This window comes from Paenarthrobacter nitroguajacolicus (genome assembly GCF_031455195.1).
GTDB lineage: Bacteria > Actinomycetota > Actinomycetes > Actinomycetales > Micrococcaceae > Arthrobacter > Arthrobacter nitroguajacolicus_D.
The window spans coordinates 82,520-105,419 of the sequence record NZ_JAVDSH010000013.1; the positions used below are offsets into that span (position 1 = coordinate 82,520).

21 protein-coding genes are annotated in these 22,900 nt (G+C 63.7%); 17 read left to right on the forward strand and 4 right to left on the reverse strand.

The genetic code is table 11. The annotated features are described in order from the left end of the window. Positions 1-155: 155 nt before the first annotated feature. Together J2Y68_RS21185 and J2Y68_RS21190 are read left to right on the forward strand one after the other, a co-directional pair. On the forward strand, positions 156-1,460 hold the full coding sequence (locus tag J2Y68_RS21185) for an aromatic ring-hydroxylating oxygenase subunit alpha (RefSeq protein ID WP_309996729.1): 1,305 nt from the start codon (positions 156-158) through the stop codon (positions 1,458-1,460). Beyond that, positions 1,457-2,884: a ferredoxin reductase gene (locus J2Y68_RS21190; protein ID WP_309996732.1), complete on the forward strand. Its 1,428-nt coding sequence runs from the start codon at positions 1,457-1,459 to the stop codon at positions 2,882-2,884. The genes J2Y68_RS21185 and J2Y68_RS21190 overlap by 4 nt, the downstream gene beginning before the upstream one ends. A 121-nt stretch (positions 2,885-3,005) precedes the next feature. Here the strand turns inward: J2Y68_RS21190 and J2Y68_RS21195 are convergent, their stop codons facing one another. Next, a complete protein-coding gene (locus tag J2Y68_RS21195) occupies positions 3,006-5,162 on the reverse strand; it encodes an amylo-alpha-1,6-glucosidase (protein WP_309996735.1) in 2,157 nt (718 codons plus the stop codon). Positions 5,163-5,432: 270 nt separating this feature from the next. On the opposite strand from J2Y68_RS21195, the gene J2Y68_RS21200 reads away from it, so the two are divergent. The 7 genes from J2Y68_RS21200 (at position 5,433) to J2Y68_RS21230 (ending at position 12,211) form a co-directional block, all read left to right on the forward strand. Beyond that, positions 5,433-5,774 (forward strand): hypothetical protein, encoded by a 342-nt coding sequence (locus J2Y68_RS21200; RefSeq protein ID WP_309996738.1) that lies wholly within the window; start codon positions 5,433-5,435, stop codon positions 5,772-5,774. A 97-nt stretch (positions 5,775-5,871) separates the two neighbouring features. After that, positions 5,872-7,263, forward strand: a complete 1,392-nt coding sequence (locus tag J2Y68_RS21205; RefSeq protein WP_309996741.1) for a cryptochrome/photolyase family protein — start codon at positions 5,872-5,874, stop codon at positions 7,261-7,263. Between the two features lie 160 nt (positions 7,264-7,423). Next, positions 7,424-8,923 carry a CoA-acylating methylmalonate-semialdehyde dehydrogenase gene (locus J2Y68_RS21210; protein ID WP_211713834.1) on the forward strand — a complete coding sequence of 500 codons (1,500 nt, stop codon included), beginning with the start codon at positions 7,424-7,426 and terminating at the stop codon, positions 8,921-8,923. Beyond that, positions 8,923-9,987 carry an enoyl-CoA hydratase/isomerase family protein gene (locus J2Y68_RS21215; RefSeq protein WP_309996747.1) on the forward strand — a complete coding sequence of 355 codons (1,065 nt, stop codon included), beginning with the start codon at positions 8,923-8,925 and terminating at the stop codon, positions 9,985-9,987. The genes J2Y68_RS21210 and J2Y68_RS21215 overlap by 1 nt, the downstream gene beginning before the upstream one ends. A 37-nt stretch (positions 9,988-10,024) precedes the next feature. Beyond that, complete coding sequence (gene mmsB, locus J2Y68_RS21220) at positions 10,025-10,948, forward strand: 3-hydroxyisobutyrate dehydrogenase (protein WP_309996751.1); 924 nt, start codon at positions 10,025-10,027, stop codon at positions 10,946-10,948. 36 nt (positions 10,949-10,984) lie between these two features. Further along, a complete protein-coding gene (locus tag J2Y68_RS21225) occupies positions 10,985-11,764 on the forward strand; it encodes an enoyl-CoA hydratase (protein ID WP_309996866.1) in 780 nt (259 codons plus the stop codon). Positions 11,765-11,914: 150 nt separating this feature from the next. After that, positions 11,915-12,211 (forward strand): DUF4190 domain-containing protein, encoded by a 297-nt coding sequence (locus J2Y68_RS21230; RefSeq protein WP_309996753.1) that lies wholly within the window; start codon positions 11,915-11,917, stop codon positions 12,209-12,211. Positions 12,212-12,300: 89 nt separating this feature from the next. Here J2Y68_RS21230 and J2Y68_RS21235 read toward each other — a convergent pair whose 3' ends face one another. Next, positions 12,301-13,101 (reverse strand): IclR family transcriptional regulator, encoded by an 801-nt coding sequence (locus J2Y68_RS21235; RefSeq protein WP_309996756.1) that lies wholly within the window; start codon positions 13,099-13,101, stop codon positions 12,301-12,303. 156 nt (positions 13,102-13,257) lie between these two features. On the opposite strand from J2Y68_RS21235, the gene J2Y68_RS21240 reads away from it, so the two are divergent. The 8 genes from J2Y68_RS21240 to J2Y68_RS21275 all read left to right on the forward strand — a co-directional run bounded on the left by J2Y68_RS21240 (position 13,258) and on the right by J2Y68_RS21275 (position 20,532). Then, positions 13,258-13,761: a tripartite tricarboxylate transporter TctB family protein gene (locus J2Y68_RS21240; RefSeq protein WP_309996758.1), complete on the forward strand. Its 504-nt coding sequence runs from the start codon at positions 13,258-13,260 to the stop codon at positions 13,759-13,761. A gap of 2 nt (positions 13,762-13,763) precedes the next feature. Continuing rightward, entirely contained in the window at positions 13,764-15,266 is a 1,503-nt protein-coding gene (locus J2Y68_RS21245; protein ID WP_309996759.1) for a tripartite tricarboxylate transporter permease, read from the forward strand. A 45-nt stretch (positions 15,267-15,311) separates the two neighbouring features. Then, positions 15,312-16,313, forward strand: a complete 1,002-nt coding sequence (locus J2Y68_RS21250; protein WP_309996761.1) for a tripartite tricarboxylate transporter substrate binding protein — start codon at positions 15,312-15,314, stop codon at positions 16,311-16,313. Between the two features lie 42 nt (positions 16,314-16,355). Further along, positions 16,356-16,988, forward strand: coding sequence for an RraA family protein (locus J2Y68_RS21255; RefSeq protein WP_309996764.1), 633 nt, complete (start codon positions 16,356-16,358; stop codon positions 16,986-16,988). Between the two features lie 95 nt (positions 16,989-17,083). Then, positions 17,084-17,875: a DUF1932 domain-containing protein gene (locus J2Y68_RS21260; protein ID WP_309996766.1), complete on the forward strand. Its 792-nt coding sequence runs from the start codon at positions 17,084-17,086 to the stop codon at positions 17,873-17,875. A 90-nt stretch (positions 17,876-17,965) separates the two neighbouring features. Then, on the forward strand, positions 17,966-19,303 hold the full coding sequence (locus J2Y68_RS21265) for a TRAP transporter large permease subunit (RefSeq protein WP_309996769.1): 1,338 nt from the start codon (positions 17,966-17,968) through the stop codon (positions 19,301-19,303). A 9-nt stretch (positions 19,304-19,312) separates the two neighbouring features. Continuing rightward, on the forward strand, positions 19,313-19,567 hold the full coding sequence (locus J2Y68_RS21270) for a hypothetical protein (RefSeq protein ID WP_309996773.1): 255 nt from the start codon (positions 19,313-19,315) through the stop codon (positions 19,565-19,567). Beyond that, complete coding sequence (locus J2Y68_RS21275) at positions 19,564-20,532, forward strand: cyclase family protein (RefSeq protein WP_309996776.1); 969 nt, start codon at positions 19,564-19,566, stop codon at positions 20,530-20,532. The genes J2Y68_RS21270 and J2Y68_RS21275 overlap by 4 nt, the downstream gene beginning before the upstream one ends. A gap of 2 nt (positions 20,533-20,534) precedes the next feature. Here J2Y68_RS21275 and J2Y68_RS21280 read toward each other — a convergent pair whose 3' ends face one another. Together J2Y68_RS21280 and J2Y68_RS21285 are read right to left on the reverse strand one after the other, a co-directional pair. After that, on the reverse strand, positions 20,535-21,044 hold the full coding sequence (locus tag J2Y68_RS21280; RefSeq protein WP_211713829.1) for a MarR family winged helix-turn-helix transcriptional regulator: 510 nt from the start codon (positions 21,042-21,044) through the stop codon (positions 20,535-20,537). A gap of 37 nt (positions 21,045-21,081) precedes the next feature. Then, entirely contained in the window at positions 21,082-22,800 is a 1,719-nt protein-coding gene (locus tag J2Y68_RS21285) for an AMP-binding protein (RefSeq protein WP_309996780.1), read from the reverse strand. Positions 22,801-22,900 lie beyond the last annotated feature (100 nt).

Sequence of the window (22,900 nt, forward strand, 5' to 3'; positions counted from 1 at the left end):
CCTAAAGTGCAGAGTTATCTCCTAAATGTTGCGCTTTTGTTGCAGGTCGATCGTCCCTAATCTCTTACTACGAAGACTTCGAAAACGCCGGGCGCAAAGAAGCACCCGCGGCATCCCCCAAACACGTACTCACCCAGCCTCCCGGGAGGAACCCCATGACTGCTCCAGTGAACTCACCCCTCAAAGCACGCGGAAAACTCGCCTCCACATTGCCCGCCGAGCAGCTCGCTGAAATTACGGAGTTGTTCGAGTTCCGCCGCCCGGGGTATTCCCTGGACGCCCCCTTCTACACGGACTCCACGATCTTCAACATCGACATGGAAGCCATCTTCGGCCAGCACTGGATCTTTGCCGGAAGCGTTGCCGAACTGCCCGAGCCCGGTGACTACATCACGGTGGATTACGGACCCTACTCCCTGATCGTGCTGCGCAACGACGATGGTGGCGTCAACGTCCTGCACAATGTGTGCCGCCACCGCGGCGCCCGCGTCCTGACCGAATCCACCGGCTCCACGGGAAACCTGGTGTGCGGCTACCACTCCTGGACCTACTCGCCCGAGGGCAACCTGATCCACGCTTCAGCACCCGGTGAGGCCAAGTTCGACAAGAACTGCTTCGCCCTCAAGCGTGCCCACAGCCGTGAGGTCGCCGGACTCATCTTTGTCTGCATCGCCGACGAGCCCCCCACCGACTTCGACGAGACCTCCAAGATCTTCGAGCCGTACCTCGCGCCCCACGATCTGTCCAAAACGAAGATTGCCTATCAGCAGAACATCATCGAAGAGGGCAACTGGAAGCTCGTCATGGAGAACAACCGTGAGTGCTACCACTGTGACGGGCACCCGGAGCTCGCCTGCTCCCTCTTCCCTACCTGGGGCCTCACTGAGGGACTGATCCCGGCACACCTCGAGGAAGTGTGGGACCGCAACAAGGAAGCACAGTCCTCGCTGGAAGAGCGCTGCCGCCGCTACGGCCTTCCCTATGAAGTGGTCGAAGAGCTGGACACGCGCATCGCAGGAATCCGCATCTCACGCGAATCGCTGGACGGTGAAGGCGAATCGTTCTCGCCCGATGGCCGGAGGCTTTCCAAAAAGTTGCTCGGCGACTTGAGGGACTTCCGCCTTGGCCGCTGTTCGATGCACCTGCAGCCCAACAGCTGGTTCCATTTCCTCGGTGACCACGTGATCACCTTCGGAGTCTTCCCCATCAACGAACACCAGAGCCTTGTCCGTACTACGTGGCTGGTGGCCGACGACGCCGTTGAAGGCGTCGACTACGATCTGGACAAACTCACGTACACCTGGAAGCAAACCAACCTGCAGGACAAGGCGTTCGTGGAGCTCTGCCAGAAGGGCGCCGGCAGCCCCGCCTACGAGCCCGGCCCGTACATGAAGAGCGAATACCAGGTGGAGGCCTTCATCAACTGGTACGTGCAGCGGGTCCAGGAGCACTTGGCATGATGGAACTCCTCACTGAGACCGCCATCCAGGAACCTCAACGCATCCGCGGCCTCGAGATGCCCTGGAACAGGGTGATGGGAAGCGCTGAGGCGCCAGCCCGTGCGGCCCGTGCGCTGGGCCCGTGGCATCCCCAGGAGTTCATGGCTGAATGCGTGGAGACTGTTCCCGAAGCGGGCGGCCTCATGACCTTCGTCTTCCGGCGCTGCGATGGTGCGCCCTTGGCGTTCCGTGCCGGACAGTACGTCAACATCGCATTCCCAGTGAACGGCGAGGACCAGGAGCCGGTGGACCGCAGCTACTCGTTGTCCAGTTCCCCCACCGAGCCGTGGACTTTCAGCATCAGCGTCAAGCGCGACGCCGGGGGTCTGGTTTCGCCGTGGGTGCATGAGAACGTCAAGCCCGGCACGGTGCTGGAGATGCTCGGTCCCGTGGGAGCCTTCCACCTGCCCGACGCCGACCGGCGCGCCCGCTACCTGCTGCTGGCGGCCGGCGCAGGCATTACCCCCATCATGTCCATGGTCCGGACCATCCATTCCCTGCCCGGCCACGCCGACGTTGTGGTGCTGTACCACGGAGCTGAGGCCGGGGGCTTCGCGTTTCACCGGGAGCTGGCGTACATCGCCTCCGTGGATTCCCGCGTCAAGGTCTTCTACTCCTTGGGCGACCGCAGCAAGCCGGAAGGATGGGAAGGGTTCAGCGGACGGCTGACGGCGGCCATGCTCGATGAGGTGGCCCCTGATGCCAACGGCAGGCAGGTCTATGCCTGTGGTCCGGAGGGCTACCTGAATACAGCCACGGAGCTCCTGAAGAAGGTGGGCGTCGACGACACGTCCATCTACATGGAGTTCTTCACCGGCGACCGCCAAACGCTCCTGGAGTACCAGGCAGAATTGGCCATCGCGGCCGACATTGCCGAGGAAATCGCGGACGAGATCGCCGATTCTGCCGAGGATTACTTTGAAAGCCAGCCAGCCGCGTTCGGTCTCTACGAGCCCGGCTACGACGCGGAAGGGACACTGGAAGCGTCCGGGCTCACCCTGGAAACCGTCGACGCCGGAGCCTCGGCTTCCGAAGCGAATGACGGCGGGACCGGGGACGGCGTGGCGACCGCGCCCGAGGCTGCAGCACCTGATGCTTCGAGCTTCGAGACCGTTGGAACCGGAAGCCTCACCCTGTCCTTCATGCGGACCGGCATCAATGTGCGCATCGACCCCAGCGAACATATCCTCGGGCCGGCCCAGCGCGCGGGTGTCAGGATAGGTGCCAACTGCAAGGAAGGAATGTGCGGTTCGTGCAAGGTGGTCAAGTTGTCAGGCGAGGTGGAAATGAACCACCAGGGCGGAATCCGGTCGCGGGAAATCGACGCCGGCAAGTTCCTGCCCTGCTGCTCCACGGCACGCACCGATATGGTGATCGACGCCTAGCTATTACCGGAGTCCCGCGCTGTGGGCCAGAGCAATGGCCTCAGTGCGGGACCGGACGTCCAGCTTCCGGAACTGGCAGCGAAGGAACTCAAGGCAGCCATCCAGTAACAGACTTCCGTGCCTAGGTTTTGTCGGGAGTCCGGTGATGGGCCCGCTCAACAAGGTCGGTCATCCACGGCCGTTGCCCGTGATGGACTGTGAGGCCTTCGGGAATACCCTTGACCGTGGCTTGCGTGCCTGCGGCGTCAATGGTGATCCGCCCGCTGCCCATGGGCGCGTTGCGGATGTGCAGGTCCCCGAACGACGGCGGCAGCACCGGGTCCAGCCAGATGCCGCCCAGTGAGATGTGGGTGTCGTAGCGCAGCAGGCTCATGACCAGGTGGATGGGCGTGGTGGCGGCCCACGCCTGCGGCGAGCAGGCCGTCGGATAAGGGACGGGCTCCCGGAATTGAGTGCGATCGAATCCGCAGAAGAGCTCGGGTAGGCGGTCGCCTGAGATCTCGGCGGCTTCCAGCATTGCGGTTGCTATCCGTTGGGCTTCCTCCACGAAGCCATAGCGGAGCAGCCCGGAAACGATCAGCGCGTTGTCATGCGGCCATACGGAGCCGTTGTGATAGCTGGCGGGGTTGTAGGCACCCATGTCTTTGGCGAGCGTCCGGACACCCCATCCGCTGAACATTTCGGGGGACATCAGCCGCTCCACCACGGCGGGGGCCTTGTCGTCGTCAATCAAACCGAACCACAGGCAGTGGCCCATATTGGAAGCACAAGCGTCCACGGGGCGCTTGTCGCGGTCGAGTGCCACAGCGTAGTAGCCCTTGTCGGGCATCCAGAACTGTTCGTTGAACCGCTTCTTGAGGTCCTCCGCGCGTTCCCGCAGGCTTTCCGCCAAGGTGAGGTCGCCGTCGTCGTACGCCATCCAGGCGCGCGCCACATAGGCGCCATGCACGTACGCCTGGACCTCGCACAGCGCCAGGGGCGGTTCAGCCAAGGTGCCGTCCGCAAAATTGATGCCGTCCCACGAGTCTTTCCAGCCCTGGTTGATGAGTCCGTGCTCGTTGGGCCGCCCGTACTCCACGAACCCGTCGCCGTCCCGGTCGCCGTAGGTCCGGATCCACTCCAGGGCACGGTCCGCGTGGGGGAGCAGGCCCGAGATCGCGTCTTTGCCGAAACCCCAGCGGCTCACCGAGCCAAGGACCACCACAAACAGCGGGGTGGCGTCCACGCTCCCGTAATAAGCGGATTTGCCGCCCAAGGCCAGGCCCCCGGAGACCCCCAGCCGGACCTCGTGCAGGATCTTCCCGGGTTCTTCTTCGGTGGCCGGATCCACCACCGTGCCCTGGCGGTCGGCCAGCGTCCGGAGGGTGCCCAAGGCCAGGGAGGGGTCTACGGGGAGGGCCATTTCGGACGCCCACAGGGAGTCCCGGCCGAACAGCGTCATGAACCACGGGGCGCCGGCGGCCACCACCACCCTTTCGGGGTGGTCCGGATCCTGGATGCGGAGCGCGCCGAGGTCCTCGTAGCTGCGGCGGAGGGTGTCTTCGATTGACCGGTTGCTGAGCTGCACGACGGGGATCCGGGCTACCCAATCCTGCCTGCGCTGATCGCTGGGCGAGAGTCCGACCGGATCCTGATGGGTAAAAGCGGCCCCGGCGCTTTGTTGCTTTGGCACCACGCTGGCACGCGTACTCCAGCTCCCGAACGCGGGAATTTTGGCCGTGAAACCCAGTGCCCTGGCACCTGCACCGGCGCCATCGGCCCGGATCACCACACTTTTCCGGATTTCCTCCCATTTTCCGCGGATTTCCAGGGAATCGCCGTCAGGCAGGTGGGTTTCGGTCCATTGCCGCGTAATCCGGGCTTCCTTGACTTCGAAAAGATCGGCGAAATCTGATTCGGCAGAAAGCAGGATGCGGCATTGCGTCGCTTGGTTTGAGTAATTCCGGACGGTGATTTCTTCGCGGATTCCGTTACCGACTTCCCGAAGCCGCTCCACCAGCAAGGGGCTGTCGGCGTGCCCATCCGGACGGGGAACCCTCCCGACAAACGACGCCCGGTACGGTTCCCTGGTTTCTGCCGCCAAGGGTTCGATGACTTGTCCGTTGACAGTGAGCTCCCATTTGGACAGGATCCGGGTGTCCAAATGGAAGACGCCCTGGGGCAATTCAGGATGGATGTCTCCGTTGGCGGAGGAGATGCAGAAAGACGAGCCTTCCACCAAGGTCACTGTCCCGGCACCAAGCGGTCCGGCTGCTGTGTCAGCGTTCCATCCAGCCACGAGACGCTCCTTACCGATCCGCTTGAGCTGCCGCCGCTGCCGCCTGTTCGGCCGCTTGTGGAGATGAAGTCGACGCTACGCCGACGCGAGGGGCGGCGCCAGATCCCGGCCGCTCTTTATGACCTCTCAACGCAAGGATGTGCCGGTCCGTCATCCAGAGTTAATCTGCTTTCCTCTTCTGGGTGGCCAAAAAGGGGCTATAGTAGGCAAATAGGACATTCGCTGATGCAGCCCGGCGGCCCCTACTTCTCTAAGAAGAGGCCCCGAAAAATGACCGACACCCAAATCAGCATATTTCTGAGCGACTCCGTGGTGTTCGAGGACGACACTGAGAAGGGCTTGGATTTTGACACACTCTACGGCCTGTACATCAGTTGGTGCGTACTCGGCCGGAAAGTCCCGATTCCTGACTCCGCCTTCAAGACCGCGCTGGCCCTCGAAGGACTCAAGCAGGTCAAGGAAAACGGACAGCGGATCTACCCGGGCATGAGCATGGTTGGCGCCGCTGCACGGGACTACGTGGTGAACTCCGTTCCCATGTGGACCGAGACCGCCACCGACGTGCCGGTGCAAGAGCTCATCGACCAGGAAGCTGTCGCTTCCATCGCCTGACCGGACTTGACCTGAATACCCGAACAGCCCGTACCCCTAGGATTTGATAGGGGTACGGGCTGTTCCCATTTCCCGGCCGCCCGCTGAAAGGAAAGATGTGAAGCCTTCCGTCGTTTGGTTCCGTGACGACCTCCGCGTGGCCGACAATCCAGCATTGCGTGCCGCAGTCGATGATGGGGCGGCTGTTGCCCTGTACGTCCTTGATGAAGAATCGCCCGGCATCCGTCCCCATGGCGGTGCGGCGCGCTGGTGGCTGCACCATTCGCTCACAGCCCTGCGCGAAGACCTCGCCGCCCTTGGCATTCCTTTGCTGCTCCGCCGCGGACCGGCCGGTGAGGTTGTCCAGCAAACCGCGACGGCGATAGGTGCCGGCGCGTTGTACTGGAACCGCCGTTACGGTTCCGCCGAGCGAACAGTCGACGCCGGCATCAAGTCGTGGGCGGGCGACGCCGGACTGCATGCCTCAAGTTCTCAGGCCTCGTTGCTCCATGAGCCTTGGGAGGTGACTACCAAGACCGGTGGCCAGTACAAGGTCTTCACTCCCTTTTGGCGGACGATTTCCGCGCAGGAATTCCGTGAACCCTTGGCTGTCCCGGAGAAGGGCCATGGCTTCGGCGGTGAGCTGCCGGCCTACGATGACCTCGAATCGTGGTCCTTGCTGCCCACCAGCCCCGACTGGGCCGGAGGGCTGGCGGAAATGTGGACGCCCGGGGCAGCCGCAGGGCACAAGCGCCTGGCGGAGTTCGTGGACCAGGGGCTTTCCAACTACAGCGAGGGACGTAATCGTCCCGATACCGATGGCAGCAGCTGCCTGTCGCCCTATCTGCGGTGGGGTGAGCTGAGCCCATTCCAGGTGTGGCACGCCCTGGGTTCCCGACGCTCGGAAAGCGCTTCGATCTACGCTTCGGAGTTGGGCTGGCGGGAGTTTTGCTGGCACCAGTACTTCCACAATCCAGACCTGGCTACGGCCAACCTTCGCACTGAATTTGACCGGTTCCCGTGGGCCTGGCCCGGCTCCGACGGGAGCGGCGGCCAGCACCCGGGCCACGAGTCCGCCCCTGAGGAGTTCCGTGCCTGGCAGAAAGGCCGCACCGGTTTCCCCATGGTTGACGCGGGGCAGCGGCAACTGTGGCGCACCGGCTGGATGCACAACAGGGTACGCATGGTTGCTGCCAGCTTCCTGGTGAAGAACCTTGGCATCCATTGGCAACTGGGCGAGCAGTGGTTCTGGGACACCCTGGTGGATGCAGATCCGGCGTCGAACCCCGCCAACTGGCAGTGGGTGGCCGGCTCCGGAGCAGACGCTTCCCCGTTCTTCCGGATTTTCAACCCGGAGGCCCAGCGCGTCAAGTTCGATCCCCAGGGAAAGTACATCGCCCACTGGATTCCCGAGTTCGGCACGCCCGACTATCCGGAGGGGATCGTGGACCTCAAGACCACCCGGGCGGAGGCGCTGGAGGCCTACAAGGGGATGAAGGAGGTCCACTAGGGGCTGCCACGCCCGGAAAACAGCCCTCTGGAAATTAGTAGGAAGTCCGAGTATATTCGGGTTCAGAGATGACCTGGATCACAGTTGGTCACGTGTTCCCCGCCTAGGTCCCAGACCCAGCGGCACGGCAGTCATTCACGATGCAAAGGAGCATTCCACCATGGTGCGCGAGCTTTCACACTACGTAGACGGACAGAGGATCGACGGCACATCCGGCCGGTTCAGCGACGTCTATGACCCCTGCACGGGCGAAGTCCAGGCCCGGCTCCCGCTGGCCAGCGCTGACGAGGTCCGCGACGCCGTCGCAAATGCCGAGAAGGGCCAGCTCGAATGGGCTGCCATGAACCCGCAACGACGGGGACGCATCCTGCTCAAATTCGTGGACCTGGTCAACGAGAACATGGACGAGCTCGCCAAGCTCCTATCCTCCGAGCACGGCAAGACGTTCGCGGACGCCAAAGGCGATATCCAGCGCGGCATCGAAGTCGTCGAATTCTCCGCAGGTGCGCCGCATCTGCTCAAGGGCGAATTCTCGGACAACGCCGGCCAGGGGATCGATGTCCACTCGCTGCGCCAGCCCTTGGGCGTCGTCGCGGGCATCACGCCATTCAACTTCCCGGCCATGATCCCGCTGTGGAAGTCCGGCCCGGCCCTCGCAGCCGGTAATGCCTTCATCCTCAAGCCCTCCGAGCGCGATCCTTCCGTGCCGCTGCGCCTGGCCGAGCTGTACAGCGAAGCGGGCGTGCCCAACGGTGTCTTCAACGTCATTAACGGCGACAAGGAAGCCGTTGACGCACTCCTGGAGGATCCGCGGGTGAAGGCAATCGGCTTCGTGGGCTCCACTCCGATTGCCCAGTACATCTACGCCACCGCAGCAGCGCACGGCAAACGGGCACAGTGCTTCGGCGGGGCAAAGAACCACATGGTGATCATGCCCGACGCCGACCTGGACATGGCCGCCGACGCCCTCATTGGTGCCGGCTACGGTTCCGCGGGTGAACGGTGCATGGCAATCTCCGTTGCCGTTCCAGTGGGGCAGGAGACAGCAGATGCCTTGGTGGCCAAGCTGACCGAGCGCGTCAAGGACCTGAAGGTGGGCCACAGCCTGGACAAGGACTCGGACTTCGGGCCAGTGGTGGCAGCGTCGGCGAAGGAACGGATCGAGGGCTACATCCAGTCCGGCGTGGACGAGGGCGCCACCCTGGTTACCGATGGTCGCGGCCTCACCGTGGACGGCTACGACGGCGGCTTCTGGGTGGGTCCCACGCTCTTCGACAACGTCACCAAGGACATGAAGATCTACAAGGAAGAGATCTTCGGCCCCGTCCTCAGCGTGCTGCGCGCAGCTGACTATGACGAAGCGCTCAGGCTCTGCAGCGAGCACGAGTTCGGTAACGGCGTCGCAATTTTCACCCGCGACGGCGACTCCGCCCGCGACTTCGCCAGCCGCGTGGAGGTGGGCATGGTGGGCATCAACGTGCCCATTCCCGTGCCGATCGCGTACTACACCTTCGGCGGCTGGAAGGCCTCCGGCTTCGGTGACCTGAACCAGCACGGAGCCGACGCTTTCCGTTTCTACACCAAGACCAAGACCGTGACGTCACGGTGGCCCTCCGGCATCCGCCAGGGCGCCAGCTTCGTGATGCCGGCAGGCAGCTGATGGGGTTGGCGGAGACGGAAGAAGACGTCCTGTTTGAGCGCCGTGGGCACCTCGGCATTGTCACGCTCAACCGCCCCAAGGCAGTCAACGCGTTGAATGCCGGGATGGTGAAGGCCATGCTCCAGCAGCTCACCGACTGGGCTGACGACGAAGCCATCGCCACAGTTTTGGTGCGCGGAGCCGGCGACCGCGGGTTGTGCGCCGGCGGCGACATCGTGGCCATCTACAAGGACATGCTCCACGGCGGGACGGAAACAGCAGCGTTCTGGGCCGACGAATACCGCCTGAACGCGCTGATCTCGCAGTATCCCAAGCCGTATGTCGCCTTCATGGACGGGCTGGTACTGGGCGGCGGGGTGGGTGTTTCGGCGCACGGTTCGGTGCGTGTGGTGACCGAACGGACCCGCACCGGCATGCCCGAAACCACCATTGGGTTCGTGCCCGACGTCGGGGGCACCCTGCTGCTGTCACGGTCACCGGGGGAGACCGGAACCCACGCGGCGCTGACGGGCGCGCACCTTTCCGGTGCGGACGCCTTGTTCCTTGGGCTGGCGGACCACTTCGTCCCGTCCGAAAGCCTCCCCGCGCTGGCGGAAGCGCTGGAAAGCTCGACGGCGGCTGCCGCCGTCGAGCGCTTTGCCCAAGCCGCGCCGGACTCGCCACTGGCGGCCCAGCGTGAGTGGATCGACGCCGCCTACTCGCATGACGACGCCGAAGAGATCGTCCGGAGCCTGCGCACTGCGGGTGCTGAAGCTGCTGCCGCGGCCGACACCATCGAGGCGAAGTCGCCGACGTCCGTGAAGGTCACCTTGGAATCGCTGCGGCGGGTCCGGGGGTTGTCCCTCGAGGAAGCGCTGGACCAGGAGTACCGGGTGGGGCTTCGCTGCCTGGCCGGACCCGACTTCCGCGAAGGCATCCGTGCGCAGGTGGTGGACAAAGACCGCAACCCGCAGTGGAAACCGCCGACGCTCGCAGAAGTCCAGCGGTCCGACGTCGAAGGGTACTTCGCACCGCTCGGCGAACGCGAGCTGGGACTCGCCATCGCGTCCGTCGAAGCCAAGTGACCAGCAGAGTGTCCAGCAGCCAGTTAAAGGAGACCACATGACAGAGAACGCAGAATCGGCAACGGGACTCATCGCTTTCCTGGGACTCGGCCATATGGGTGGGCCAATGGCTGCCAACCTGATCAAGGCCGGGCATGACGTCATCGGCTTTGATCCCGTACCAGCGGCCGTCGAAGCAGCCGCGGCGCACGGAATACCCATGGCCGCCACCCCGGCGGAGGCCGTCGCGGAGGCATCCGTAGTGCTGACAATGTTGCCCAGCGGGAAGCACGTCCTGGACGCTTACCGGGGTGTTGGAGGGGCCGGCTTGTTGACGGTGGCGCGCCCGAACACGCTGTTCCTGGACTGCTCAACCATCAACGTGGACGAGGCACGCGAGGCGGCCGTCATCGCTGTGGAAGCCGGCCACCGTTCCGTGGACGCCCCGGTTTCCGGCGGTGTGGTGGGGGCCGAAGCGGGGACCTTGACCTTCATGGTGGGGGCCTTGCTGGAAGACTTCGAAACGGTGAAGCCGATCCTGGAACTGATGGGCAAACGGATTGTGCACTGCGGTGACCACGGCGCCGGACAGGCTGCGAAGGTCTGCAACAACATGATTCTGGGTGTGTCCATGATTGCCGTCTCAGAGGCCTTCGTGCTGGGCGAGAAGCTGGGGCTCACACACCAGGCGTTGTTCGACGTCGCTTCCAATGCTTCCGGGCAGTGCTGGGCGCTGACCACCAACTGTCCGGTTCCCGGTCCTGTCCCTACGAGCCCCGCCAACCGCGACTACCAACCGGGTTTTGCCGGTGCATTGATGGCCAAGGACCTGCGCCTGGCACTGAACGCGCTGGAGAGCACGGGCGTTGCCGCGGAAATGGGGCCGCTGGCGTCCCGGATCTACGACGCCTATGCGGCCGGGGAAGGTGCTGGCAGGGATTTCTCGGGCATCATCACCGATATCCGCGAAAAGTCCGTGTGAGAGTCTGGCCTGATGAGCATTAGCGAGAGGGAGCGCATGACGGAGCAGTACCAGAACATCGTGGTGGAGCAGCGGGGACGGGTTGGTTTGGTGACGTTGAACCGGCCCTCGGCGTTGAATGCGCTCAACACGGCACTCATGAACGAACTCGTTTCCGCGGTGCGGGACATGGATACCGATCCCGGCATCGGCGCCGTGGTGATCACCGGCTCGGCCAAGGCCTTCGCTGCCGGGGCCGACATCAAGGAGATGTCCTCCAAGAGCTATATGGAGATGTATGCCGCGGATTGGTTCCGGCATTGGGAGGACCTCACCCGGCTGCGGATTCCCGTGATCGCCGCAGTCTCCGGGTTTGCCTTGGGCGGAGGATGCGAGCTGGCCATGATGGCCGACTTCATCATCGCCGGAGACAACGCCAAGTTCGGCCAGCCGGAGATCAACCTGGGAGTGATCCCGGGCATGGGCGGCTCGCAGCGGCTGACACGGGCCGTGGGCAAAGCAAAGGCCATGGACATGATCCTGACGGGTCGCTTCATGGATGCGGAAGAAGCCGAGCGTTCAGGGTTGGTCTCACGGGTGGTTCCTGCGGCCGAAGTGATCGAAGAGGCCCTGAAGGCAGCCGAAGCCATCGCGTCCAAGTCGAAGCCCGCTGCGATGGTTGCCAAGGAAGTGGTCAATGCGGCCTTTGAGATGGGCCTGGCCCAGGGCGTGGTGTTTGAACGCCGGGTGTTCCACTCGCTCTTCGCCACCGAGGACCAGAAGGAAGGCATGGCCGCCTTCAGCGAGAAGCGCCAACCTGAGTTCAAGCACAGGTAACCCGCGACTCCCCGTCGCCGGCCCGCTATTTCGTCGTTGGCCAGCAACGGAATAGCGGGCCGGCAACGTCCTCGCACGCCACAGGCGGGGCTGCCCGGTATTTGGGTGCAGCGTGGATAGACTCGGGGCACTTACGAATGGGGAGAGAACATGTCAACGGAGATCGTTCACACCGTGCCAGCTGATACGTCCTTGCAGCCGGTCAACCGCCAAGCCATCGTGGCCGCCGCCATGGCCGTGCTCGCGATCGTCGGCCTGTTCTTCGCAGGCATGGCTGTCATCGCGATCTTCGTCGTGGGTGCAGGCCACGTCGCCTTGAACCAGATACAGCAGCGTGGCGAACGGGGACGTGCGTTCGCCATCGGCGCTTTGGTTGTGGGCTACGGCATCGGGATCCTTTCCCTCGGCTCCGCGCTGATCTTCGCCGTCACCTCCGCAGCGTCCTAGCGCCGGCCGCCGAGGGGCGACCTCTCGGCACTCTCGCTGCGCGCTTTGGGGTGGGATGTCGCCCCTCGATGTGGGCTTTCGGTGCTGGTTCAGTACACCGACCCCTGAAGGAGTTCCGAGAGCCGGCCGGCAGCACGCCGGAGTTCGGGCACTCCGGACTTGAGCGCTGCCTCGTTGGCTGATTCCACGGGGCTGGTCAGGGCGATGGATTCGCTGGGACGTCCATGTGGGTTGGGGACCGCCACGGCCACAGAGAGGACTCCCGTGGCACGCTCGTCTTCCGAGTAGGCATAATCCTCCCCGTCCTGTGGCAGCCGCGAACGAAGTTCGTCCACTGTGAAGGTGTCCTTTTCCTGCCCACCGGCCACGGCTGCAGCTGCGACCTGTTCCAGCTCATCCTTCGAGGCCGTGGTCAGGAGGATCTTCCCGGCTGCACCGACCGTCAGCGGAAGTCGCTTGCCCAGAGGGAGGTCGTAGCGGAGCGGGGACTCGCCATCAACGCGGGCTACCAGGATGCGCTCAAAGCCAAGCCTTGTGTACAAAGACGCAGTGAGGCGCGTCTGTGAGGCCACCTGTTGAAGTATGGGGCGGGCCGCAACCACCAAGGGGTCGTTCTCGATGTAACTCCGGGCGGCCGGGAGAACTGCCGGCCCCACTCGGTACGACTTGTCCGTTTGGCTCACCATGCCGAAGTCCTGCAGCACCCGGAGGATCCGGAGCGTGGTCGGCAGGCTCATCCCGCAGGTCCTGGCTAAATCACTGAGCCGCTGCGGGCGTTCGGCGCGCTGGAGCTCCGCGAAAACTTCCATGGCCCGGGATAGCGAGCGCATGTTCGCAGCCTTGGGCCCTTCTTCGGCTGAGCTGGCGGAATGCGTGGAGCTGACAGTCATCCTTTCATTCTATGTAACTTCCTTGTGCTTGACAGGCATTGTGGCTCCTGTCACTATTTCTCTATACGCAATGTTCTTTCATTCTATGAAACACAAAATCCCGCAACGAAGGGGATCGCGGAGTGGAAGAGCCAAGAAATACGTGAGAAGGAATCCATGACAACGGAGTCACTCAGGGTTGAGCCCACAACGCGGGGTCGCGTGGCGAAGTCCGTGCTGGCGGGTATTGCCGCGTTCGCCGCGGTGGGTGTTTATGTACTGGTCAGTTCCATCGGCCTTGGCCTGTGGACCAGCCTGGGTCCAGGGCCAGGGTTGTTCCCCTTCGCCATGGGCGGACTGTTGGTCGCGATGGCCGTGGTCTGGCTGTTCCAGGAGCTCAAAAATCCCAGCGAAACGCCCCAGGGAGTTGACGGCGGTGTGGTGATCTCCGTCGTCGTGAGCCTCGCGGTCCTTGCCGCCGTGCTCGATTTGATCGGCTTCCAACTCAGCATGTTCCTGTTCCTGATGTACCACCTGAAGGTGCGGGGACGCAGGGGCTGGGCCTCATCCCTGATCATTGCGCTGGCCGGGAGCGTCGGGGCGTTCTACGCCTTCAACTACGGGCTCAACGTCACCCTTCCCCCGGCCGGTATTTCCCTTTTGAACTCGATCGGACTTTAGACGTGGACACTCTTAACGAGCTCCTTGGCGGTTTTGCCGCTGCCATGACGTGGCAGAACCTGATCTTCGCCTTCCTGGGCTGCCTCCTGGGCACCATCATTGGTGTGCTGCCAGGTATCGGACCGGTAGCCGGCGTCGCGCTGCTCATCCCCCTGACCATGAACCTTGATGCGACCGGAGCCATCATCATGCTCTGTGCCATCTTCTACGGCACCGCATACGGGGGAACCATCACCAGCGTCCTGCTGAACACTCCGGGTGAGGCAGCGTCCGCGATCACCACCATTGATGGTTATGCGATGACCAAGATCGGCAAGGCCGGAGCGGCACTCACCATTGCCGCCGTCGGATCCTTTGTTGGCGGGACCATAGCCACCCTTGGCCTCGTAGCCGCGGCGAAACCGCTGGGCGAGCTGGGTCTCCTGGTGGGTCCGCCCGAATTCTTCGCACTGATGGTGGTGGGCATCTCCCTGCTGGTGGCATTGGCAGGCAAGTCCATGGTCAAGGCGCTCATTTCCGGAGCCCTGGGTTTGTTGATCTCCATGGTGGGCATCGATCCCGTTGCGGGAGCGCCGCGCTTCACCTTCGGCTCGGACAACCTTTTGGATGGCGTCAGCTTCGTCGCCGTGATCGTCGGTGTCTTCGGACTCTCCGAAATCCTGTCCTACCGGAAAGGCGACAAAGCCGACGTCGTCCACGCGCCCGGCCTGCGATCCTTGCTGCCCAACCGGGCAGAGTGGCGCCGCAGTGTGCCGTCCATGGCACGCGGCACAGGCATCGGTTTCGGTCTGGGCCTCATTCCCGGCATGACCGGATCTGTCTCCTCCCTCCTTGCCTACGGCGCGGAGAAGAAGTTCTCGAAGCACCGCAAGCAGCTGGGCAGTGGAGCGATTGAGGGCGTCGCGGGACCGGAGACGGCCAACAACGCACACGCCAACGCCGCGCTCATTCCGCTGTTCACCCTGGGTATCCCGGCCTCACCCACCATCGCGGTTTTGATGGGCGCATTCCTCCAGCAGGGCCTCACCCCGGGACCTACGCTCTTTACCGAGCACTCGGAAATTGCCTGGGCCATCATCGCCAGCCTCTTTATTGGCAACCTTTTGCTGCTGCTCCTGAACGTTCCGCTGGTGGGATTGTGGACCTCGATCCTCAGGGTCCCTGCCTCCATCCTCACCGCTCTGATCCTGCTCTTTATGGTCATTGGTGCCTACACCATCAACTTCAACGTGTTCGATGTGTTCGTCATGATCGGGTTCGGGCTCCTCGGCCTGGGCTTGAGGCACTTGGACATCCCGTTGGCCCCCATGGTGCTCACGCTGGTGCTCGGCCCGCTGATGGAACGGTCGCTGCGCGAATCGCTGGAGATCTCGCAGGGGGACTTCGGAATCTTCGTCAACCGGCCCATCTCCATGGTGCTGATCGGCATCGGACTCCTGATTGTCCTCAGCCCGCTCCTGAAGCTCCGCAAACCCAAGGCGCTCACGGAAGACCCCGAAACGTAAACAAGCCCCGCCCGCAAGATCCCCCTCACTTCAAAGGAGAAGACCATGCCTCGTGCACGCATCATCGCAGCCTTCGCTGCAGTAACCCTCGTTGCCCTCACCGGCTGCGGAGCCAATGCCGGCGCCGCAAACACAGCCGCTGACGATTTCCCCAAGAAGGGCAAGTCGATCGACCTGATTGTTTCCTTCTCATCCGGAGGGGCCGTGGACACAGCGGCCCGCCTGGTACAACCCATCCTTGAAAAGGAACTGGGCACCAATGTTGAGGTGATCAACAAGCCCGGTGCCGGCGGGCAGATCGGCTACACGCAGCTGACCAGTGCCAAGCCGGACGGCTACACCATCGGCGCCACGGGCTCGCCGTCTGTCGTGGTATCCCCGCTGGACCCGGCGCGCGGCGCGAAGTACACACGCGACAGCTTCCAGCCCCTCGGCCGCCAGGTGATCGACCCCACCGTGATCGCCGTGCAACCGGACAGCCCGTATAAGACCCTCAAGGAACTCCTTGAGGCTGCCAAGGCAAAACCGAAGTCCATGACGGCCAGCACCACCGGCCTGCAGACCGGTGAACACTTCGCGCTCGCACAGATTCAGCAAACCACGGGAGCCGAGTTCGCCCCGGTCCACTTCTCCGAAGGTGCGTCGCAGGCCACCACGGCTTTCCTGGGCAAGCACGTGGACGTGCTGGTTGCCAACGTCAGCGACGTGACGGACCTGACCAAGCAGGGGAAGGCGCGCGTCCTTGGCGTGATGACAGCCGAGCGCGCTCCGTCACTGCCTGACGTTCCGACGTTCAAGGAGTCCGGCTATGAAATCGAAGCCGGCACGGTCCGCGGCTACTCCGCACCGGCAGGTTTGCCGGACGCCGTCGCAAAGAAGCTCGAAGCAGCCCTCCAGAAGGCGATCGAGGATCCCACTGTGGTCCAGAAGATGAAGGACCTTGGCTTGCAGACCAGCTACCTCAACGGCGCTGATTACAAGGAGTTCTGGGCCGGCCAGGAAGACGGGTTCAAGAAAGTCCTGCCACTGGTCCAGAAGAAGGACTAGCCCCAACGGCTCCCACCCACCTCACAGAAAGCGAAGACACCCATGAGTGCTCCTGTCCTCGAAGACCTTGACGCTGACTTCCCCCGCCCCGACCAGGACGTCATTGACCGCCTCGCCAAGCTCCCGGCAGCCAACATCGGCGATGCCATGGACCGCCTGGGCGTAGCGGACTCCGCCATCCAGGCCGTTTGGCCGGGCGCCCGCCTGGCCGGTCCCGCGTTTACCGTGTGGACCCGCCCCGGTGACAACCAAGGAATCCACCGTGCTCTCCAGTTGGCGCGTTCCGGGGATGTGATCGTGGTGGCCGGCGGCGGGGATGAATCCCGTGCCCTGCTTGGCGAACTGATTGGCGAACGTGCCATCAACCTCGGTATAGCCGGCTTCGCCCTGGACGGTGCCGTCCGCGATGCTGAAGCCCTGGGCGAGATCGGGATGCCCGTCTTCGCCCGGGCCATAACTCCTGCCGGTCCGTACAAGAACGGTCCCTCACGGCTGGGAAGCCCGGTCGCTTTCGGCGGTGTGCCGGTAATGCCGGGCGACATCATCATTGGTGATTCCGATGGCGTGGTGGTGGTCCCCCGGGAGCAGGCCGCCGCCGTCGCCGAAGCTGCCGAGGCCGTCTTCGCCGACGAAACCAACCGCCGCTCCGCGATCGTCGCGGAACGCCACAAGTAAGCACCGCGCCACGCATTGCCCTGCCGGACCGAACCCCCGGCCCGGCAGGGCGATGCCGGCGTGCCCGCAGAACACCACACAGGAAAGACACGATCATGACAGTTTGCACGGTCATTGGCCTCGGCGAGGCCGGAGCCACCTACGCGGCAGCCCTCGTTGCCGCCGGTCACCACGTCAAGGGGTTCGACCCCGTGGCACCCTCCGCTCCGGAAGGAGTTGTCCGCGCAGCCACCGCTGCTGAAGCAGCCGTCGGGGCGGACATTGTTCTGGTCCTGACAGGCGCGGCGGCAGCCCCCGCTGTCGCCGCGGAGTGCCTGCCGGTGCTGGCCAAGGGCGGTTGCTACGCGGACTTCACTTCCTCCTCTCCGCAGGTCATGCAGGAACTGGGCCGGATCCCGTCCGAGGCCGCATTCGCCGACGTCGCGATTCTTGGTCCGGTGCCCACACAGGGTGTGAAGACGCCCTTGATGGTGAGCGGCCCCGGATCCGCTGCGGTGGCCGCGCTGCTCGCTCCGCTGGGTGCCGTCGTCGAAATTGCCGACGGCGAACCGGGGGCCGCCATGGCGCATAAGCTTCTGCGGAGCGTCCTGATGAAGGGCCTGGCTTCGGTTGTGGTCGAGGCCGTCACCGCGGGCCGGGCTGCCGGATTGGAAGGGTGGATCCGGGACCAGATTGCGCGCCAGCTGGCCGGTGACGGTCAAGCAGTCATTGACCGGTTCCTGGTGGGGACGGCCAAACATGCGCAGCGGCGTTCCAAGGAAATGCAGGACACGGCGAGCTACCTCGCGGACGACCTCAACGTGCCGGCAGAAATGACGACGGCGGCTGCTGCGGCCTTGGTGCGCATGGCCGGCGAATCTGCAGAGCGGGAAGCTGCGCTGCGCTGAGCTGGCGCCTTGCGCGGAAGAACTGAAGAATTGGAATAAGAGAACAATGAAGTACTCACCGGCATCGCAAGTCCTGTCAGGAGCAGCACCATGATCGGCATCTGGGCCCTCGGCGCCTACCTTGCCGTCATCCTGCTCTGGACCACGCTGTTCAAGCGCAGCGTGGGGGAGGCGATGATCATTGGATTCCTGGTGGTCCTGCCCTTTACCGGGGCTGCCGCGGCGCAGGTTGGTTGGTCTGCGCTCTACTCTGCGGTCACCGACGAAATCGTCTATGCCACCGTTGCTTTCGTGTTCATGGGGTATCTCCTGGACAAGACAGGCGTGCTGGACAAGCTGATCGACCTGCTGAATTCGGTGATCGGCGGCGTGAAGGGAGGACCTGCATGGGTTTCCACCGTGGCTTCCGCCGGGCTTGGCGGCGTGGTCCATAACCAGGCAGCAATCGCTGCAACTGTTGGGTCGGTGACGATTCCGTGGATGGAGAAGTCCAAACTGGACAAGCCCGCTGCGGCCACGCTCGTAGCAGGCAATGCGGGCATGGGCATCACGTTTCCTTTCAGTGCGTCGATGTTCGTACTGGTCGGATCGGCTACTGTAGGGCCCCTGCTGGACATCAACGACCTGGTGCTGCCACTGCTGGCTGGTGGGCTGTGGTGCTTCCTCCACCGGCTGTTCGTCACTTGGCTGCTGGTACGGAAGAGCAGCATGACGCCCCTGGATCCCGCGCACAGGTTGGCTGTACGGACGGCGTTCGGCCAGGGCTGGGCCACGCTTCTTCTCTTCGTCGTGGTGGCAGTTCCCCTGGTCATCACCTCCGGCGCCATTGCTTCGGCGTTGTCCGACTGGACCGGAGGAGACATCACCAAGTCACTCAGCATCATCGTCTGGATTCCCGTGGTGCTCATCATTACCGGAGCATTGCTCGGCCAGAAGGCGCTTCCCCGGAATGGCCGGGCGTGGTGGGACCTGCTGCAGGGCTCCGCTCCGCGCTTCGGAGTGGTGGGAATTACCGTGGTGTTCGCTTTCGCCGGTGCCAACGCCTTGGCCGCGACCGGACTGCCCAAGCAGATGACGGCGCTGTTGGGCCAAATGAACCTGCCCTTGTGGCTCCTGGCCATCCTCATCGGCTTGATCGTCATAGCTGTCGCTGCGCCGCTCAGCGCGACCGCAACCATGGCCGCCGTCGGAACTGTCGGAGTCGCCACCCTTGTAGCGGCCGGTGTGCCGGCCACGACCGCAGCAGTGGCGGTGCTCGTTTTCTCCTCCTGTGAGGCGGCGGTCCCGCCCGGGGGTGCCCCGCTGTACGTGGCCTGCGGCATCGCTGACGTCAACCCGATCAAGACCTTCTCCAGGCTCCTCACGCACTATGCCTTGCCCCTGCTGGGGATCGGTGTGCTGATCATCCTGGGCGTCCTCCCCATCTAAGGAATATCCATGCAGCAGATTCGACGGACCATCCAGGCGACCTTCGTCATCACCCTCGCCCTTCTCCTGGTGGGAGGTGTGGTGTTCGTGGTTGGCCAGGCCGCGGGCCTGGTTGCCGGGCAGGGCGCATGGCTGGCGTTCTTCAACGAGTTCTTCAAACCGGGCATGTGCATTATGGCTTCCGTGTGTGCCGTGGCCGGGTTCCTGCTGAGTTACAACAAGACACAGGACGCGGACGTAAAACAGAAGGCGGCAGCGCAATGAGCTACCCTTCCTACGCGCAGCTACTGCAACGGGAGGGCAGGCTGGCGGGCACCTCGTGGGAGCTGTTCCGGGAGAAAGACCGGGGAACGCCGTCCTTCATCACCCCCGAAGCCGTCCTCACGGCGAAGGACTGTATCCGGACGGGAACAGTTTTCGGGTTGGACTACGCAGCCGATGATTTCGACCCCGGGATGTCGCTCAAGCGTGGAGCCCCCCGGCACATCATCTACTCGGCGCACCCGGCCCACCGTGACGATTACCTGGATGGCTACTACCTTCAGGGTTCCACCCAGATCGACGGCCTCAGGCACCGCCGTGCCGATGACGTGGGTTTCTACAACGGCACCCCTGATGGCCTGGTCTGCGAAGGGACCGCGGAGCTTGGCATCCAGGAGTGGGCGGAGCAACCCATCGTGGGGCGTGGAGTGTTGGTGGACCTCGACGGTTACCGCTCTGCGGCGGGCCAGCCCATTGACCATGCGGCAGGGGAGCAGTTGGGTTTTGCGCTGATCCAGGCCGCCATCCTGGCGCAGGGCCTCACATTGAAGCCGGGAGATATCCTCATGCTGCATACTGGCTGGTGCGAGTGGTTCCTCGCGCTGCCGTCGGACCGGAAGCAGGAGGTCCGGGCCAGCCGGAAGGCTTCAGGGGTGGAGCAATCCGAAGAATTCGTGGCCTGGGCCTGGGACAACCAGCTCTCCGTGCTCGCGGCGGACAACTTTGCGTTCGAATGCCTGCCCCCGGTTTCGGATAGCCCGTTTATGGAGTCGGCGCCAAACGACAACGGGATGATGCACCAGCAACTCCTGGCCAAGCTCGGCATGCCGTTAGGCGAGTTGTGGAAGCTGGGCCCCCTCGCGCGGCACCTGCGAAGTGCCGGCCACTGGGATGCTTTCGTCAGCATTAAGCCGCTCAACATCGTTGGCGGGACCGGTTCTCCTGCCAACGCCACGGCGCTGACCTGACGTTAGTCGTCCGTGAAATCCCCGGCATCCCTGCGGAAGGTGCCCAGTACGCGGATGAGGTGATCGACGTCGTCGTCCCCGAAACCGGACTTGCCGAAAACCTCGGCGTTCAGCGCCGCCGTCGCCTTCTTGGCCAGGCTGCGGCCATCAGCGGTGAGCTCGATCAGGGTGGTGCGGCCGTCTGTTGGGTGCGGCGAGCGGGCCACCAGGGCGGCCTTTTCGAGACGGTCGACGGCGTTGGTCACCGACGTCGGATGGACCTGCAGGAGCGCGCTGGCTTTGTTCATGGGCAGGGCGCCGCTGCGGGCGAAACTGAGCAGTGCCAGCAGCTCGTAGCGCGCGAAGGTCAGGCCAAAAGGCTTGAGCACCGTCTCGATGCGTGCCAACAGGATTTGCTGGGTCCGCATGATCGCGGTGATGGCTGCCATGGGCGCGGCGACATCGCCCCAACCATGCCGTTCCCAGTTGCGCTGGGCATCGGCAATGGGATCGCGGGGGAGTGGGGTGCCCATGGGCCTCCTTCGGTTGCTGGCCTAGTATCCCGGGTGGTTAGTCTTTCAGATTCGGGAACTCTTCCTCGGTATATTCCACGCCCAGACCGGCAGGCAGCGGACCGTCGCCATGCCGGGCCACTTCCGTCCCGCGCAACTCCACGCGCCGGATCTTGCCCGAGATCGTCTTGGGCAGCTCACCGAATTCGAGCCGTCGGATGCGCTTGAAGGGGGCCAGGTGTTCGCGGCAGTAGCGGAGGATGTCCTCTGCGACGCCGGGACCGGGTTCGTAGCCGGCGGCCAGCACCACGAAGGCCTTGGGCACCGACAGCTTCACCGCGTCAGGTGAAGGTACGACGGCGGCTTCCGCCACTGCGGGGTGTTCGATCAGGACGCTTTCGAGTTCGAAAGGCGACAAGCGGTAGTCGGAGGACTTGAACACGTCATCGTCCCGGCCAACGTAGGTGATGACGCCGTCCGCGTCCCGGCTGGCCATGTCGCCTGTGTGATAGTAGCCGTCACGGAAGGCTTCGGCTGTTTTCGCTTCGTCGCCGAAGTAGCTCTTCATGAGCCCCACGGGCCGGGGGTCCAAACGCAGGCAGAGTTCGCCGTCGTCGGCTTCCTGCCCGGTGACCGGGTCCACAAGGACGACGTCGTACCCGGGCAATGGCCGTCCCATCGAGCCGATCTTTACCGCTTGGGTGGGCGTATTGGCGATCTGGACCGTGGACTCTGTCTGCCCGAAACCGTCACGGATGGTGACGCCCCAGGCTTTCTCCACCTGGCCAATCACTTCAGCGTTCAGGGGCTCGCCGGCCGAAACCACCTTGCTGGGCGGGCTGGTGAGCTGCGTGAGGTCTGCTTGGATGAGCATCCGCCAGACAGTTGGGGGAGCGCAGAAACTCGTCACGCCCTCACGGCCCATCTGGTTCATGAGCGCAGCTGCGTCGAAGCGTTCGTAGTTGTAGATGAAGACGCACGCCTCGGCAATCCAGGGCGTAAAGACGTTGGACCAGGCGTGTTTGGCCCAGCCGGGAGAGGCGACGTTGAGGTGGACATCGCCGGGTTCCAACCCGATCCAGTACATCGTGGACAGATGGCCCACGGGGTATGAGGTGTGCGTGTGCTCCACCAGTTTGGCGCGCGAGGTGGTGCCGGAGGTGAAGTAGAGGAGCAGGGTCTCATCGGCGCGGGTGGGGGCATCGGGCGTGAAGTCGCTGCCGGCGTCGTACGAATCCGCGTACTGTTTTGCCTGCTGATTGGCGCTATTCGCGCCCACCTCAATCAGGGTGTAATCGCCATGCACAGAATCAAACTTGCCGATGTTGGCGCTTCCGACGGCCACCCAGCCCGCCCCTCCGCGCTCCACCCGGTCCTGGAGGTCGCGGGCGCCCATGAGGGTGGTGGTGGGAATCATGACGATGCCCAGCTTGATGCCGGCCAACATGAGTTCCCAGAGTTCCACCTGGTTGCCGAGCATGATGATCATATGGTCGCCGCGCTTGACGCCCTGGCTCCGAAGCCAGTTGGCGACCTGGGACGACCGCTCCGATAGATCGCGGTATGTGCGCCGGGTTGAGCTGCCGTCCTGTTCTACGATCACCAATGCCGGCTTGGTACCACTGGTCTCATCCGCAGCGATGTGATCGAACCAGTCGAGGGCGAAGTTGAAGTACTCAAAGCGCGGCCACTCGAATTCTGCGTGCGCCAGTTTGTAGTCTTCGCGCAGTTCCAGCAGCCGGTCGCGGGCCGCACGGAAGTCTTCTGTGACTGTCATAGTCCGCCTTTCGCCTTCGGGTTGACCTGGCATCCTCGCCGATGTCCCCGCCTAGTGATCCACATCACCTTGCAATATACTAGGACATCCAAGGGTTTGG

Bases quoted from the DNA above. Each gene is read 5' to 3' on its own strand.
- J2Y68_RS21210 (WP_211713834.1), top strand. From the start codon at position 7,424: ATGGTGCGCGAGCTTTCACACTACGTAGACGGACAGAGGATCGACGGC.
- J2Y68_RS21215 (WP_309996747.1), top strand. From the start codon at position 8,923: ATGGGGTTGGCGGAGACGGAAGAAGACGTCCTGTTTGAGCGCCGTGGG.
- J2Y68_RS21235 (WP_309996756.1), bottom strand. From the start codon at position 13,101: ATGACTGTCAGCTCCACGCATTCCGCCAGCTCAGCCGAAGAAGGGCCC.
- mmsB (WP_309996751.1), top strand. From the start codon at position 10,025: ATGACAGAGAACGCAGAATCGGCAACGGGACTCATCGCTTTCCTGGGA.
- J2Y68_RS21230 (WP_309996753.1), top strand. From the start codon at position 11,915: ATGTCAACGGAGATCGTTCACACCGTGCCAGCTGATACGTCCTTGCAG.
- J2Y68_RS21280 (WP_211713829.1), bottom strand. From the start codon at position 21,044: ATGGGCACCCCACTCCCCCGCGATCCCATTGCCGATGCCCAGCGCAAC.
- J2Y68_RS21285 (WP_309996780.1), bottom strand. From the start codon at position 22,800: ATGACAGTCACAGAAGACTTCCGTGCGGCCCGCGACCGGCTGCTGGAA.
- J2Y68_RS21185 (WP_309996729.1), top strand. From the start codon at position 156: ATGACTGCTCCAGTGAACTCACCCCTCAAAGCACGCGGAAAACTCGCC.
- J2Y68_RS21270 (WP_309996773.1), top strand. From the start codon at position 19,313: ATGCAGCAGATTCGACGGACCATCCAGGCGACCTTCGTCATCACCCTC.
- J2Y68_RS21260 (WP_309996766.1), top strand. From the start codon at position 17,084: ATGACAGTTTGCACGGTCATTGGCCTCGGCGAGGCCGGAGCCACCTAC.
- J2Y68_RS21255 (WP_309996764.1), top strand. From the start codon at position 16,356: ATGAGTGCTCCTGTCCTCGAAGACCTTGACGCTGACTTCCCCCGCCCC.
- J2Y68_RS21200 (WP_309996738.1), top strand. From the start codon at position 5,433: ATGACCGACACCCAAATCAGCATATTTCTGAGCGACTCCGTGGTGTTC.
- J2Y68_RS21240 (WP_309996758.1), top strand. From the start codon at position 13,258: ATGACAACGGAGTCACTCAGGGTTGAGCCCACAACGCGGGGTCGCGTG.
- J2Y68_RS21275 (WP_309996776.1), top strand. From the start codon at position 19,564: ATGAGCTACCCTTCCTACGCGCAGCTACTGCAACGGGAGGGCAGGCTG.
- J2Y68_RS21265 (WP_309996769.1), top strand. From the start codon at position 17,966: ATGATCGGCATCTGGGCCCTCGGCGCCTACCTTGCCGTCATCCTGCTC.
- J2Y68_RS21225 (WP_309996866.1), top strand. From the start codon at position 10,985: ATGACGGAGCAGTACCAGAACATCGTGGTGGAGCAGCGGGGACGGGTT.
- J2Y68_RS21190 (WP_309996732.1), top strand. From the start codon at position 1,457: ATGATGGAACTCCTCACTGAGACCGCCATCCAGGAACCTCAACGCATC.
- J2Y68_RS21250 (WP_309996761.1), top strand. From the start codon at position 15,312: ATGCCTCGTGCACGCATCATCGCAGCCTTCGCTGCAGTAACCCTCGTT.